Raw genomic sequence first — 217 nt, forward strand, 5'->3', positions numbered from 1 at the left:
TCCTTACAATCTGAAGCTTAGAGGCTTTTCCTGGAAGCATGGCATCAATGACTTCACTACCGTAGTAGCTCGACATCGTATCTCAGCGTTAAGAAAGTCCGGATTTACCTAAACTTTCCGCCTACATACTTGAACCTGGACAACCGTCGCCAGGCCCACCTAGCCTTCTCCGTCCCCCCATCGCAATTGTAAGAAGTACGGGAATATTAACCCGTTT

General features: G+C 47.9%; 1 rRNA gene. It reads right to left on the reverse strand.

Annotated elements, in window-relative coordinates:
- Positions 1-217, reverse strand: a 23S ribosomal RNA gene (locus tag H5300_RS27660); the annotation flags it as partial.

It is taken from the genome of Vibrio sp. SG41-7, from assembly GCF_014164465.1.
In the GTDB taxonomy this organism is placed as follows: Bacteria; Pseudomonadota; Gammaproteobacteria; order Enterobacterales; family Vibrionaceae; genus Vibrio; species Vibrio splendidus.